We start from the raw sequence: 13,844 nt of genomic DNA, 5'->3' as shown, positions 1-13,844 counted from the left end.
ACCCTTTTCGACTATCTTGTGACCGGTCCGACCAGGCGCACCGTTTATGCGGCCAGCCTAGAGCGGAACGCAGGAGCCTGTCAAAGCGGCGCGCGCCCCCCTTGCGCCGGACCGATGCCCGCGCCATCTGTCGCGGCGATGTTCAACGACCTTTCCTCCCCCATCGCCCTGCTGCGCACCCGCCGGTCCGGCAAGCCGCGCGACCTGATCGCCCCCGGTCCCGACGACGACCAGTTGCGGCAGATTCTGGAAATCGCGCTTCGCACGCCCGATCACGGCAAGCTGGCGCCGTGGCGGTTCGTCATCGTGCGCCAGGACCAGCGGGCGGCGCTGGCCCGGCTGCTGGAGGATGCGTATCGCGCCGAAAAGCCGGATGCCGGGCGGCTGGAGATCGAAACGATGCACCAGTTCGCGCATCAGGCGCCAACGCTGGTCGTCGCCCTGTCGTCGCCGGTGCCAGGCAGCAAGATTCCGGTGTGGGAACAGGAGCTGTCGGCGGGCGCCGCGATCATGAACCTGCTGCACGCGGCCCATGCGCTGGGCTTTGCCGGCGGATGGCTGACCGGCTGGCCCAGCTACAATGCGACGGTATGCGACGCATTCGGCCGGGAGGGCGAGCGGATCGCCGGCTTCGTCTTCATCGGAACACCGGGCAAGGCACAGGAAGAACGCCCTCGGCCAAATTATAATACGGTAGTGTTCGATTGGGATAGATAATTACGCTTTTTGCGCAATTTTCGTAATGCGGCGCATTGACCCCACTCGCTGTATTATGGCACTGATGCACCATGGTCGACGAATCCAAGCCTGTTTATCTGCGCCTGCGGGAAATCATCACGGCATCCATATTGGACGGCGCCTTCCGCGATGGAGACTTGCTGCCATCGGTGCGGGCGTTCGCGGCAAGCCAGGGGGCCAATCCGCTGACCGTCGCCAAGGCGTATCAGAGCTTTCAGGACGACGGGCTGGTCGTGGTGAAGCGGGGCATCGGCATGTTCGTCGCCGATGGCGCGACACGGCGGCTGCGTGACATGGAATGTCGCCGCTTTCTGGAAACGACATGGCCGCCCGTGGCGGCGCAGATTCGGCGGCTGGGACTGCGCAGCGACGACCTGGACGTTCAGAAGGTCTAGCGCGCTTTCGGGCCGGGCGAAGACGCCTGTAGGTCTGAACCCCGCATTGTCCGGGCCGTAGCCCGGAACGGTCGACCCGAACCGCCTCTAGCTTTCCGGCGTCGTCGCTCCGGTCGACAGCACCAGGCGCGCTTCCTTCGTTCGCCCCACCGCCGCATAGGCGCGACTGAGATGCTGGCGCAGCACCGGCTGCGCGGGCGCCAGCGCGACCGCCTTTTCCAGCAGGTCCACCGCTTCGCGCGCGTCCGCGCCGCTGTTGAGCAACACCCAGCCCAGCGCATCCGCCGTCACCGGATTGGCCGGCATCAGCCGATAGGCATGGGCGGCATAGGCCCGCGCGGCGATCCGGTCCCCGGTTTCAAGCGCAGCCCGCGAAAGGTCGGCCATCAACAGGGCGTCGGCATCGCCCAGCTGCGCCCGTACCGCCTGCAGCATCCGCAGGGCACCGCGCCAGTCGCGCCGTTCCATCGCCATCGCCGCGCCGACCCGCAGCATGTCCGGGTCGGTCGGGTTCTGCGCCAGGAAGAGCTGGACGACCTGGGCTGCGCGCGCGCTGTCGCCCGCCCTGCCCCAAGCCGCCGCGAGCCGCAGCGCCGCCGCCCGGTCGAAACGGATATTGGCCGCGCTTTCATAGGCGCGCGCGGCATCACCCGGACGACCTGCCAAGTCGAACGTATCGCCCAGAATGAGCCACGCCGCCGGTGCGCCGGGATTGGCGTCGCTCAGCAGGCGAGCCCGGGCGACCGCTTGACCGGTGCGACCGGCCCGCATCAGGGCGCGGATATAGGGAATATTGTCATGGGCCGTGGCCGGATCGGCCGGGGCCGGTCCGGACGCCACGATGGCATCGCGCGGGCTGGCGAAACTGTCGGTCGCAGCGCGCACCGGCCATGCCGCACGCGCCAGCATGTCGCCGGCCATGGCGCGATGGCCCAGCATTTCCTGCGCCCGCGCCGCGAGGGTCAATATATAGGGACCGGCGTCGCGCTGGGCCACGGCCGGGGCAAGCGTCGCCGCGGCCGACGCGGCATCGCCGGCCATCAGTTGCGCCCGTCCGAGCAGGGTGCGCGCGGTCCTGTTGTCCGGTTGCGCGGCAACCAGCGGCGCCAGCGCCTCGGCAGCCAGGACCGCGTTTCCGTCCGCCAGATGCAGCGTCCCGCGCAGCAGCCGGGTCGCCGGTTCTTCGTCCAGCCGCCCCTGCGTCCGGTCAAGCAGCGCGCGCGCCAGGTCCGGCCGGTCTGCCCGCGCCGCCATCACCGCCTGCATCAGCAAGGCGCGCGGATTGCCCGGGTCGAGCGCCAATATCCGCCGCGTGAGGGCCAGCATCCGCCCCGCCTGCCCCGCGTCGGCCAGCGTCGCGGCATATTGTTCCATGGTCGGGACCGAAGCGGGATCGGCCACCAGCGCCCGGTCGAACCAGGGCAGGGACGCGCTCAGGCCATATTGGGCACGGGTCAGTTCGGCACGCAGGGTCAGCGCCCTTGCCGAGTTTGGCGAAAGGGCCACGGCGTGGTCCGCGGCCGCGATCGCGCCCGCCTGATCACCGACGGCGAGCCGCAAACGGCCCAGATCGACCCAAGCCTGCACATCGGCGGGCGCGCGTTGCAGCAGCCGGGCGAGCAGCCGCTGCGCGGTGCGCGGATCGTCCTGCGCAAGCGCGGCGCGGGCGGCCATCCGGTCCGCGGCGTCGCGATCCCCGTCCGGAACGTCCAGCGCCTCTGCTTCGCGCGCGGCGGCAGCGGCGTTTCCCTGCAACAACAGGGCTTCGGCCATGACCGCGCGGGTGTCGGCGGCCGGCGCCCCGAGCGCGCGTGTCCGTTCCACTTCCGCCTCGGCCCCGGCGCCGTCGCCCAGCAGGACGAGCGCGCGCGCCTGCGCCCGGTGCGCGGCGGCCGATCGCGGCGCCGCCTTGATGGCATTCATCAGTTCGACCCGCGCGACGCGGGCATCGCCCTTGTCGAGCGCGGCCAGCCCGCGCGCGAGCGCCGCGCTGCCGTCCCGTTCATGGCCCCGCCATTGCCACAGGCCGACCACGGCGATCAGCAACAGGGCGAAACCGGCCAGCAGAAAAAGGCGTGATCTGCGCATCGCGGTCAGCCCTGCATCTGATATTGCTTGAGCAGGTCGTACAGCGTCGGCCGGCTGATCCCCAGCATCTTGGCCGCACCGGAGATATTGCCGTCCGTCCGGGCGATGGCGCGGCGAATGGCACGGCGATCCGCCATTTCACGGGCCGCCTTCAGATTGACCAGTTCCCCGCCCTCTACCCGGTCCTCGTCCAGATCGAGGTCGGCCGCCGTGACCAGCTTGCCGTCGGCCATGATCACCGCGCGCTTGATCCGGTTTTCCAGTTCCCGCACATTGCCGGGCCAGTGCCAGGCATCGAGCGCGGCGAGCGCGTCGGGCGCCAGCCCCTTCACCTGCGGATTCATTTCGCGGGCGAAACGCGACAGGAAATGACGCGCGAGCAAGGCGGGATCGCCCGGCCGTTCCTTGAGCGCGGGAATACGCACGACGATTTCGGCGAGGCGATAGAAGAGATCTTCCCGGAAGGTGCCGGCGGCGATCATTTCTTCCAGATTCTGGTGAGTCGCGCAGGCGATCCGGGTGTCGACGGCGATGGGTTGCCGCCCGCCGATCCGTTCGATCACCCGGTCCTGAAGGAAACGCAACAGCTTGGCCTGGAGCGACAGCGGCAAATCGCCCACCTCGTCCAGGAAGAGCGTGCCGCCCTGCGCCTGCTCGATCTTGCCGGGCATCGTCCGGATGGCGCCGGTGAAGGCGCCCTTTTCATGGCCGAACAGTTCCGATTCCAGCAGGTTTTCGGGGATCGCGGCGCAATTGATCGCGACGAACGCGCCCGCGCGGCGGGGGCTGGCATCATGCAGGCCCTGGGCCAGCAATTCCTTGCCCGTGCCGCTGGCGCCAAGCAGCATGACCGACACCTGCGCGCCCGCGACCCGCTCTATCGTGCGGGCCACCCGCGCCATTTCCGGCGCGCCGGTGATCAACCGGCCGAGCACCGGCCCGTCGCCGGGCAGGGTTTCGGCAAGGCGCATATTTTCCTGCTCCAGTGCGCGCACGTGAAACGCGCGCCGCACGATCAGGCCCAGCTCGTCGATATCGACCGGCTTCTGGTAGAAATCATAGGCGCCCCCGGCGATCGCCTCCAGCGCGCTTTCCCGGGCACCATGGCCAGACGCCACGATGACTTTCGTATCGGGCTTGATCCGCAATATCTCCGCCAACGTGGCGAAGCCTTCGCTGGTGCCGTCGGGATCGGGCGGCAGGCCAAGGTCCAGCGTGACGACGTCGGGCGTTTCGGCGCGCAGCATCTCGATCGCTTCTTCCCGGTCGCCGGCGATGAACAGCCGGTAATCGTCATAGGCCCAGCGCAACTGACGCTGGAGCCCCGGATCATCTTCCACGATCAGCAATTTGGGCCGCGTGTCGCTCATCAGGCTGCCTTCTCCCGGACATGATCATCGGTGCCGGCCACCGCGCGCGGCAGGCGCAGGGTGAAACGGGTGCCCGCACCGGTCTTGCTCTCCACGTCGATCCGGCCGCCCATCGCCTGCGCCAGCGCGCGCGCCTCGAACGCTCCAAGGCCGAAGCCGCCCGTCTTGCTGGACGAAAAGGGTTTGAACAGGTCGCGCCGGATGAAATCGGCGCTCATGCCGCATCCGCGATCGACGATGTCCACCACGACACCTGTATCATCGGCCGACAGGCGCAATTCGACCGGCGCGTCGGGCGGACTGGCATCGATGGCGTTCTGGATCAGATGTATGAGTATCTGTTCGACGCGGGCCGGGTCGGCCAGAGCTGCCGGGGCCTGACCCGATACGGCCAGCGCATGATGGCGCGCGCGCGCGTCAGCCACCCGGTCCAGTATGGGACGCAGGTCCAGCGCCCGCGGTTCTTCCGCCCGGCCGCGATTATGCTGCGACAGGCGGGCAAGCATGTCGTTCATCCGGCCGACCGATTCCTTGAGCGTCAGCAACATGTCGGCGCGAAAATCCGGGTTGTCGGCATGACGTTCGGCATTGCGGGCCAGCAGCGACAATTGACTGACCAGATTCTTGATATCGTGGATGATGAAGGCGAAGCGACGGTTGAATTCGTCGAAATGGCGGGCGTCGTCCAGCGCCTTCTGCCCCTGCGCTTCGCTGATATAGGTGGCGGCCTGCCGCCCGGCGGCGCGGAGCATGTCGAAATCCTCCCAGTCCAGCCGCCGGTCGACCGGCGGACGGGCGAGCAGGATGGCGCCGACCAGCCGGTCATAGTGGATCAGCGGCGCCAGTGCCCAGGCGCGCGGGCTGGCCGACAGGGCGTCCGGCAGGGCGGAGGACGATCCCGGCACCGCCAAATCGAATATCCAGCCGGTCTGCTCCATCCGTTCGGCCTGTTCCGCCGATATGGTCGCGGCATCGGGCAGGTCGCCATCCCAGTTCCAGTGACCTTCGAACGACAGGCCGCCGGCCGCGTCGCGCAGCATCAGCATGGCGGCCGGCGAATCCGTAATGTCGGCCACCGCCTTTGCGACGCGCACGAAAAGCGGCGGCGCATCGGCCCCCGACCGGCCGATGGTCTCGCCGAAACGCAGCCATTCGGCGCGATAGTCGTAGCGATGCTGGAAAAAATGCTTGGCGACCTGCACTTTCCACAGCGCCCTGAACCGGGGAGACGGCAGCAGAGCGAGCACGGTGACGGCCGAGAAGAAGACGGCCCCGATCTCTATCACGCGGGCATAGGGGCCGGCGATCAATTCTATGAGGACCGCAAGGGCGCTCAGCACCACGACATAGAGCAGCACCGCGACCAGGGAGAGCGACTGAAAGGTCAGGGTACGCGACAGTTGCAGTCGATCCGCCATGTTCCTGCGCAGCGCAAGCGCGATCACCGGCGCCAGCAGCGCCATGGCCAGCCCGCGCAGCGCATAAAGCTCGCTCACCCGGCCGGGGGCGAAATAGCAGATCGTGTACAGGTTGAGATCATAGGTCCACATCGCCGCCAGCGCACCCAGCAACAGGGCAATGCCCTGCCGTTCCCGCGATGGCCACGCGGTGTAGAGATGATGCACGAGCAGCAGGCAGCCCACCGCCGCCATCATGCGCAGGATCAGCGACAGCTTGACGAGCGCGTGCTGCACGTCGCTGCTGGCCGGGATCTGCCGCCATCCCAGATCGATGAACGTCTGTAGTATCAGCAGGCCGGCGAGCACGGCGTAGACTGCGCTGACGGCCTGCATCGGCGCGGTGCGGCCGGCCGGTCCCCGGCGGAACAGGACGAAAAGGGTTATCAGCCACGCGCCGTTGCGGATGCTTTCGCCGATGCCGGACAGCGGTTTGGACACGCCGCCGAAGGACACGTAGAGCGCCCAGCAGGATGTCAGCAGCAGCGCCGCGACGAGCAGGCGCGGCTCGACCGCTTCCTCCCGCCGCCGGAACAGGAAGATGCCCAGCGCCGCGAACAGGACCGCCGCGAGAGCATGGCCCCAGTCGCCGACAAATTGCAGCAGCGTCCCCATGATCAGGGCGTCAGCGTGCGCCGTCGGGCCACAGGATGACCCGCACCGTCTGGATCAGGATCAGCAGGTCCAGGAACGGTGTATAATTTTTCGCATAATAGAGGTCATATTCCAGCTTGTGCCGAGCATCCTCGATCGACGCGCCATAGGGATAGTTGATCTGCGCCCAGCCGGTGATGCCGGGCTTTACCATATGCCGTTCGGCATAATAGCGCAGATGCTGTTCCAGATCCTCGACGAACTGGCGCCGTTCGGGGCGCGGGCCGACGAAGCTCATCTCTCCCTTCAGCACCGTCCATGTCTGCGGCAGTTCGTCTATCCGCAGCTTGCGCAGCCAGTAGCCGAGGCGCGTGATGCGCGGATCGTCCTTTTCAGCCCAGACCGCCTTGCCCGCGACTTCGGCGTCCTGCCGCATCGTCCGCAGCTTCACGATCCAGAATTCCTGGCCGTAGAGGCCGATGCGCTGCTGCCGGTAGAAGGCCGGCCCCTTGCTGTCCAGCTTGACCAGGATCGCCGCGATCAGGATGACCGGGCCGGTCAGCAGCAACAGGATCGTGCTGGCGACGATGTCGAACAGGCGCTTGGCAAAACTCGACAGGCGGCGGCCGGCGGAAAAGCCGTCCGAGAAGATGAGCCAGCTGGGATTGACGCTGGCCAGGTCGACCCGGCCGGTTTCCCGCTCCAGGAAGGTCGAAATCTCATTGACGTGGACGCCGGTCGTCTTGATCCGCAGCAGGTCCGACAGGGGCAGCGCGTTGCGCCGTTCCTCCAGCGCCAGCACCACTTCGCTGGCATTCAGGCGGACGACGAAATCGGCCAGGTTGAAGATGGCGTTGCGATTGATCGCCTCATCGATCACCTGCGGCCCGTCGTTCATGGCGATATAGCCGACGATCAGGAAGCCCGCGCCCTTCTTGCGCTCCAGCTCGCGTATCCGGTCGGCGCGGGTGCCCGCGCCCAGGACGACAAGCCGCCGCTTGAAAGCCTCGCCGCCCATAATGGAGCCGAGCAGAAGCCTGACCGTAAGGAGGAGAACCAGGGCCAGCCCCATGGCGTAGAGCGAATTGGAGCGCCAGAGCGTCATCCCCGGCAGCAGGAAATAGGCCACCGACAGGAAGATGACGCCGAGCGACACCGCGACCAGCAAGCGCGCGAAGGCGAAACGGATCGATTGCAGCGCTTCGGTTCCATAGACGCCCACCGCGATCATCGCGGTCTGTATCGCCACGGCAAAGCTCAGCAGCGGTCCGATGCGCGTCGAGACATGCTCGATCGCCATGCCGATCTGCTGGGCGCGCATCACCCATCCGGTCTCGGCTGCGCACAACAGCATGACGAAATCCAGCATGCCCAGGAGCAGCACGGCATGGGGTACATAATGTTTGAACAGCCTGATCATCGTCGCGCTGGTTACCGCCGCCCTTGCCCGTCATACCGCGTCGTCCATTTCTTACACAGGGCTGTAAGGAAATCCGACACTGGGTGGCATTCTGCCGCAAATTGACGAAAAAAGTCTGAACGCGGCGATTTCACGGGGAAAAGGAGCGCGGGCGTGGCGGGATCGGCAGTCCGACGACCGTGGTCGGCGTCGAAACGGGCGGGCGGGCAGGCGACGCGACCGCAAAGCGCGGCGGCTTGCGCCAGACCGGTCCCGACTAATGACGGGTCAGATAGAAGAACCCGATCGCAAGGATGAGCGCCAAAACCACGATGGAGAAAATGACCCCGCTTCCCGGTGTCTTTTCGTGATCGGCCCGCCGCTCGCCACGCGTCTTGTCGGACGGCTCTTTATCCATTTTTCCTGCCTCCGACAGTAAAACGAACGAGCCGACTACGCTGTTCCGTTCAGCCGACGCCGGAATTGTCCGTGCCCCGGCTGAGACGATCGACATCGTCCATGATCTCGTTCAACACGCCGCTTTCGCTCGTTTCCTGGTGCCGCCGCGACGGAAGTTCGCCGGTTTCCAGTATCTGTTCCAGCGCAGCACGTCCCCGCGCAACCCGGCTCTTGATCGTTCCGACGGCAACACCGCAGATTTCGGCCGCTTCTTCATAGGCGAAACCGCCCGCGCCAACGAGGATCAGCGCCTCACGCTGCGGCTGGGGAAGTTGCAGCAGCGCGCGCTGCATGTCGCTGAGTTCGACATGCTTGTCCTGCCCGGCAGGCGCGGCAAGAATCCGGTCGGCCGTCAGATCGTCCCAATCGCCGCGAAAGCGCGAACGCCGCATCTGCGACAGATAATGGTTGCGCAGGATGATGAAGGTCCACGCGCGCATGTTCGTGCCGGCCTGAAATCGCGCGCGCGCGGCCCATGCCTTCAACAGGGTTTCCTGAACCAGGTCGTCGGCAACATCCCTGTTACCCGACAGGGAACGCCCGAACGCACGCAGATGGGGGATGACCGCCGCAAGCTCGCGCTTGAAATCGTCATCGGACAACGTCGCACGCTCTACGGCTTCGCCAACGTCCTCATCCATGGCAACAATCCCCGTGTTGGCTGTCGCCCTCGTCGCATGAACCGACGTCGTCAAAGCCATAAATCTGCCCGTATCCTATATGCTTGAAGGCGATTGCGCCAGCCTCAGATCCAAAGGACCAGAAGCATGGCGATGACCGCCAGCACAAACGAAACGCCCAAAACGTACCGAACGACATTTTCCGTGGAGCCTGCGCGGGCGTCGTCAGCGTCGATGTGCTGCTCTTTGTCTGCCATGGCTTCATCTCCCGATCGTTACGCCTTACTAACGCGACGCGCGGAGGGGAGTTCCGTCCGGGCCGCCACAAAGGGCGGCCCATCACGTCAATGCCTAGGCCGGTGCCGTCGCTTCGTCGAAGAACAGCGCCTGGGATATGGCGGCTTTCACCGTTGCGCGCTGGAACGGCTTGGTGATCAGGAAAGTCGGCTCGGGCCGCTCCCCCGTCAGCAGCCGCTCGGGGAAGGCGGTGATGAAAATGACGGGCACCGAAAATTCGCTCAATATATCCTTCACCGCATCGATGCCGCTGGAATCGTCGGCGAGCTGGATGTCGGCCAGAACCAGTCCGGGCCGGTCGGCCATCGCCTCGCGAACGGCGTCTTCCCGCGTGACCGCGATGGCGGTGACGTCATGACCCAGATCGCGCACGATGGTTTCGATATCCATCGCGATAATCGGTTCGTCCTCGATAATCAGCACCTTGGCCCGGGTCTGCGCCTCGATCTCGCCCAGTGCCTCCTGCACCAGTGCTTCCACATCGTCGACCGGCATGGCGATCAGATAGGCCACGTCGTCGACGGTGAAGCCTTCCAGCGCGGTCAGCAACAGCGCCTGGCGCGGCAACGGGGTCAGTCGGGCTAGGCGCGCCTGGGCGACAGCCTCACGCCCTTCCCCGGCGCCCGCCGGCAGGTCGTCCATGTGCGACGACGACCAGATGGCATGGAAGGTGCGGTAAAGGCCCAGGCGCGGGTCGACGCCGGACGGAAATTCCTCGGGGGCCGCCACGATCGCCTCCAGCGTCGCACGCACATAGGCGTCGCCATGCGTCTGGCTGCCGGTCAGCGCACGCGCATACCGACGCAAAAACGGAAGATGGGGGTGTAGCTGCTGTCCAAGCGACATCGTCAAATCGTCTCCCTGCCCGAAAAGGGGCCTGTGTCCCCGGCCTGCCGGAGAGGGAACAGGATGGTCCGACTATATCGTCATGGCAACCCCCCGCCCCCCCGAAACGGGCAAGTCCGGCGGCGTCAAAAAAACGCCTCGCCCGGTGGAACCATCGACGTGCCAATTTGTTTCGGGATGAAGGCTGATTTTTAGATATTATTGCGCATCATGCGGAAAAATGCGGTCGTGAACGAATTGACGCGGCGTGGAATTGTCGCAAAGACGGAATTAACTGGTGTTAATGCCATTGCTTCAGAGGGGCAAATTTTGGTTTCTTCGATGACGGAACGCCGGTCTGCCGGAAGCAAGGGGATCAAGGGCGAGGCGGAAGCCAAGTCTCCCTCGCGCGGCAAGCGTGGTACGGACAAGGAAGAGGCACATGTCTCGGACGCCTTGAAATCCGTATATCAGCGCACTGTCGAGGAATCGATCCCTGCGGAAATGCTGGACCTTTTAAGCAAGCTGGACTGAAGACGTCATGAACGGGGGCAGTCAGGCGCCGGCAGCAGATGCGCTGGCGGGCCCGCTATTCCGATTTTTCCGATCGACCGGCGTCAAGATGTTCCTCATCCTGACCCTTGCCCTATTGCCGCTTGGCCTGATCGCCCTTGTGGCCTCCCTTCAGGCGATCCGCACCGCGGACCTCGAAAAGGAAGCGTTGCTGCGCATGGCAGTGACGCAGAGCGCCCGGAAACTGACAGCCGATCTGGCGTCCGACCGCACTGCGCTCGCCCTGACGCTGAACACGCTTTCCAACGGTCGTCCGGACGACGGCATCTGCAAGCGGCTCGGCTTCTTCCTGCTCGACAACAAGGATGACGGCCGGTTCTACATCTACGATCGCGCGGGCCGCAGGCTTTGCGGTTCCGACCGCCCGGAAACCGGCGCCATGGCGGGCACGGATCATTTCATCGGCCCCGACGTGCAGTTGATGCCCGAACAATCCCTGCTCGCCACGCGCGTAAAGAGCGCGAACGGCCGCCTGGTGGGACTGATATATTATTCGCGGCGCCATCTCGAAAGCGTGGCGGACCCGGCCACCGCATTGCAGAACCGCCAGCTCAGCCTGCATCAGGGGAAACTGGCCCTCGTCATCAGCGAACCGAGATCGAAGCGCCTGTCGCGCGAGGGGCTGAGCCTTTCGGCACGGATCGACCCGTCCGATGTCCTGCTGATGATGACGGTGCGCGATCCTCCGGCGACGATTGCCCGGACGCTGTCGCTGTTCCTGCCGCTGGTCATGTGGTTCGCCGCCGCCGCGATCGGCTGGTTCGTCGTCAATCGACTGCTGATCCGGCCGCTCGTCCTGCTGCGTCGGGCCGTTGCCGGCTATCAGCCGGGACAGGTTCTGCAACCGATGCGGCGGGTCCGAACCCCGGCCCGGGAAATCGCGGCGCTGGGCGAGACGTTTTACGAAATCAGCCAGGATGTCGCGACCCATGAGGCAGAGATGGCCGCGAGCCTGGATGCGCAGCGCAAGCTGACGCGTGAAGTGCACCACCGGGTCAAGAACAACCTGCAGATCATCGCCAGCCTGATCAACCTGCATGCCCGGTCGGCGCACGAGCCCGAGGCCGTGACCGCCTACGCATCGATCCAGCGCCGGGTGGACGCGTTGTCGGTCGTTCATCGCAATCATTTCGCCGAGCTGGAGGAACATCGCGGCGTCGGCGTGCGATCGCTGGTCAGCGAATTGTCCGCCAGCCTGCGCGGCACCGCGGCTGCGGAGGCGCGCCGCTTTGGCATACAGATCGTCAGCGACAATCTGCACATCAGCCAGGACGTGGCCGTGCCGGTGGCCTTTCTGGTCACCGAACTGGTCGAACTGGCCATGATGCTGGACCCCAAGGGGCAGATCCGCATTTCCATCCGGGAACAGGACGACGACGCGACACGGGCGTCCCTGGAAATGCAGTCGCCGGCATTGCGCGAGGGCCGTTTGCTGACGACCTATCTGGAGGAACGCTATGGCCGCGTGCTGACCGGCCTCTCTCGCCAGTTGCGCGCACCGCTGGACCATGATGCTGCCACCGGCGCCTACCGCATCGCCATTCCCGTCCTGCGCTGACGCGTCAGGCGCGCCGATAGTCGGCGCGGAAAGCCGCCGCGAAGGCTGCGAGCCGCCCCTGCGCGATATGGTCGCGCAATGCCTGCATCAACGCCTGGTAGAAATGGATATTATGCTGGGTCATCAGCATTGCGCCCAGCATTTCGCCGGATTTGACGAGATGATGAAGATAGGCGCGGCTCCACGTGGTGCAGACCGGGCAGTCGCAGCGCGGATCGAGCGGCCCCTGATCCTCGGCAAAGCGCGCGTTACGGATGTTGAGCGGACCTGCCCAGGTGAAGGCCTGGCCGTTGCGGCCGCTGCGCGTGGGCAGCACGCAGTCGAACATGTCGATCCCGCGTTCCACCGCGCCCACGATGTCGTCCGGCTTGCCGACGCCCATCAGGTAGCGCGGCTTGTCCGCCGGCAGCATGTCGGGCGCAAAGTCCAGCGTGGCGAACATCGCCTCCTGCCCTTCGCCCACCGCGAGACCGCCGACCGCATAGCCGTCGAAACCCGTTTCGATCAGCCTGTCCGCCGACACCCGGCGCAGCCCTTCATCCAGCGAACCCTGCTGAATGCCGAACAGGGCCGCGCGTTGCGCATGGGCGCCGCCGGCGTCGAATGCGTCGCGCGAGCGCTTCGCCCACCGCATGGACCGCTCCATCGACCGCGCCGCCTCATCATGGGTACAGCCGTTCTTCGTGCATTCGTCGAAGGCCATGACGATGTCGCTGCCCAGCAACCGCTGGATTTCCATCGACCGTTCGGGCGTCAGCATGTGCCGCGACCCGTCGAGATGGCTGGAAAAAGCCACCCCTTCCTCGCTGATCTTCGTGAGCGCGCTGAGGCTCATCACCTGATAGCCGCCGCTGTCCGTCAGGATCGGCCGGTCCCACCCCATGAAATGATGCAGGCCGCCCAGCCGGTCCATGCGCTCGGCGCCGGGCCGCAGCATCAGATGATAGGTGTTGCCCAGGATGATGTCGGCGCCGGCGGCGCGCACTTCGGCCGGGCGCAGGGCCTTGACCGTCGCTGCGGTGCCAACCGGCATGAAGGCGGGCGTGCGGATCTCGCCGCGCTGCATCCGGATGGTTCCGGTGCGGGCCTTGCCGTCGGTTGCAGCGATGGAAAAGGAGAAACGGGGGCTGTTCACCCGGGCGATCTAGGCGTGATCGCCGGCACGCACAAGCGTCATCCCGCCCTGCGCACGCCCTCGAACAGAGCCACCGCGTCGATATGAAATCCCTCCAGCCGCCGATAGGGCCCGATGAAGCGAAGGCAATCGGCCGAAAGGCGCAACGGCCATGCCGCCCCGTCGATATCCTGAAGGACGATGGTCACGGTCTTGGCGGTCATCCGGTCGCGGTTCATGGAGTCCGGAATAATCAGGGATAGTTAACAAAGCCTTGGCGGCCGCGCACGCGATGAAGCGGCAGATTGTTGCACGATCGCCACAGCAGTAGCGAAACACCCCCGGTTTCCGACGACC

General features: G+C 65.8%; 14 protein-coding genes. 4 read left to right on the top strand and 10 right to left on the bottom strand.

Going from position 1 to position 13,844, the window contains the following annotated elements:
• Positions 1-138: 138 nt before the first annotated feature.
• Positions 139-717 carry a nitroreductase gene (locus J3E64_RS02215; protein ID WP_253339405.1) on the top strand — a complete coding sequence of 193 codons (579 nt, stop codon included), beginning with the start codon at positions 139-141 and terminating at the stop codon, positions 715-717.
• Positions 718-788: 71 nt separating this feature from the next.
• Positions 789-1,133, top strand: coding sequence for a GntR family transcriptional regulator (locus J3E64_RS02210; protein ID WP_253339141.1), 345 nt, complete (start codon positions 789-791; stop codon positions 1,131-1,133).
• An 87-nt stretch (positions 1,134-1,220) separates the two neighbouring features.
• On the opposite strand, the gene J3E64_RS02205 is transcribed toward J3E64_RS02210, so the two are convergent.
• From J3E64_RS02205 to J3E64_RS02175, 8 genes are all read right to left on the bottom strand, one after another.
• Positions 1,221-3,221 carry a tetratricopeptide repeat protein gene (locus tag J3E64_RS02205; RefSeq protein WP_253339136.1) on the bottom strand — a complete coding sequence of 667 codons (2,001 nt, stop codon included), beginning with the start codon at positions 3,219-3,221 and terminating at the stop codon, positions 1,221-1,223.
• A 5-nt stretch (positions 3,222-3,226) separates the two neighbouring features.
• The gene (gene prsR / locus J3E64_RS02200; RefSeq protein WP_253339134.1) at positions 3,227-4,591 is read right to left on the bottom strand and encodes a PEP-CTERM-box response regulator transcription factor; all 1,365 of its coding nucleotides are present in this window, start codon (positions 4,589-4,591) and stop codon (positions 3,227-3,229) included.
• The gene (gene prsK, locus J3E64_RS02195) at positions 4,591-6,663 is read right to left on the bottom strand and encodes an XrtA/PEP-CTERM system histidine kinase PrsK (protein ID WP_253339132.1); all 2,073 of its coding nucleotides are present in this window, start codon (positions 6,661-6,663) and stop codon (positions 4,591-4,593) included. The genes prsR and prsK overlap by 1 nt, the downstream gene beginning before the upstream one ends.
• Positions 6,664-6,673: 10 nt before the next feature.
• The gene (locus J3E64_RS02190) at positions 6,674-8,062 is read right to left on the bottom strand and encodes a TIGR03013 family XrtA/PEP-CTERM system glycosyltransferase (RefSeq protein WP_253339126.1); all 1,389 of its coding nucleotides are present in this window, start codon (positions 8,060-8,062) and stop codon (positions 6,674-6,676) included.
• A 256-nt stretch (positions 8,063-8,318) separates the two neighbouring features.
• Positions 8,319-8,459 (bottom strand): hypothetical protein, encoded by a 141-nt coding sequence (locus J3E64_RS02185; protein ID WP_253339117.1) that lies wholly within the window; start codon positions 8,457-8,459, stop codon positions 8,319-8,321.
• Between the two features lie 49 nt (positions 8,460-8,508).
• On the bottom strand, positions 8,509-9,141 hold the full coding sequence (locus J3E64_RS02180) for a sigma-70 family RNA polymerase sigma factor (RefSeq protein WP_253339115.1): 633 nt from the start codon (positions 9,139-9,141) through the stop codon (positions 8,509-8,511).
• A 104-nt stretch (positions 9,142-9,245) separates the two neighbouring features.
• The gene (locus tag J3E64_RS20610; RefSeq protein WP_301286895.1) at positions 9,246-9,377 is read right to left on the bottom strand and encodes a hypothetical protein; all 132 of its coding nucleotides are present in this window, start codon (positions 9,375-9,377) and stop codon (positions 9,246-9,248) included.
• Between the two features lie 94 nt (positions 9,378-9,471).
• Positions 9,472-10,263, bottom strand: a complete 792-nt coding sequence (locus tag J3E64_RS02175; protein ID WP_253339403.1) for a response regulator — start codon at positions 10,261-10,263, stop codon at positions 9,472-9,474.
• Positions 10,264-10,491: 228 nt separating this feature from the next.
• Between J3E64_RS02175 and J3E64_RS02170 the strand changes: the two genes are divergently transcribed.
• Both J3E64_RS02170 and J3E64_RS02165 read left to right on the top strand, forming a co-directional pair.
• Entirely contained in the window at positions 10,492-10,776 is a 285-nt protein-coding gene (locus J3E64_RS02170; RefSeq protein ID WP_253339113.1) for a NepR family anti-sigma factor, read from the top strand.
• Positions 10,777-10,864: 88 nt separating this feature from the next.
• On the top strand, positions 10,865-12,373 hold the full coding sequence (locus J3E64_RS02165) for a sensor histidine kinase (protein ID WP_253339401.1): 1,509 nt from the start codon (positions 10,865-10,867) through the stop codon (positions 12,371-12,373).
• A 4-nt stretch (positions 12,374-12,377) separates the two neighbouring features.
• On the opposite strand, the gene tgt is transcribed toward J3E64_RS02165, so the two are convergent.
• Together tgt and J3E64_RS02155 are read right to left on the bottom strand one after the other, a co-directional pair.
• Positions 12,378-13,508 (bottom strand): tRNA guanosine(34) transglycosylase Tgt, encoded by a 1,131-nt coding sequence (tgt, locus tag J3E64_RS02160; protein ID WP_253339111.1) that lies wholly within the window; start codon positions 13,506-13,508, stop codon positions 12,378-12,380.
• 38 nt (positions 13,509-13,546) lie between these two features.
• Positions 13,547-13,726, bottom strand: coding sequence for a hypothetical protein (locus J3E64_RS02155; RefSeq protein WP_253339109.1), 180 nt, complete (start codon positions 13,724-13,726; stop codon positions 13,547-13,549).
• Positions 13,727-13,844: the final 118 nt, after the last annotated feature.

The organism is Sphingobium sp. OAS761 (assembly GCF_024168485.1).
In the GTDB taxonomy this organism is placed as follows: domain Bacteria; phylum Pseudomonadota; class Alphaproteobacteria; order Sphingomonadales; family Sphingomonadaceae; genus Sphingobium.
This window is presented reverse-complemented; position numbering and strand designations above follow the sequence as displayed.